Here is a 258-nt window from a genome sequence, read left to right as displayed (position 1 = left end):
TCCAACAGCGCAAAAAGAGGAAAGAAGATCGCCATTGGCGGCAGCATTACTGAAATGACCCAACCTACGCCCCGAAATAAACCGAGTACAAGTACGCCATGCAGCCATGCCGGAGATCCTGCCCACATGAACAAGGCAGTCAACTTGCCCTCAAGCCAGCCAAATCCGTCTGCCAGAAGGCTTGAGGGAACATTAGCTCCAGCAATAGTAACCCAGAATACCGCACCTAATAAAGCCAGCATAAAGGGAAATCCAAGA

Annotated in this window: 1 pseudogene; it reads right to left on the bottom strand. The window is 50.4% G+C overall.

Going from position 1 to position 258, the window contains the following annotated elements:
• Positions 1-258, bottom strand: a pseudogene (locus LKX83_RS32630) (nucleoside recognition domain-containing protein); the annotation flags it as partial.

Origin of the sequence: Cohnella baijiui (assembly GCF_020731285.1) — a bacterium.
In the GTDB taxonomy this organism is placed as follows: Bacteria; Bacillota; Bacilli; order Paenibacillales; family Paenibacillaceae; genus Cohnella.
This window is presented reverse-complemented; position numbering and strand designations above follow the sequence as displayed.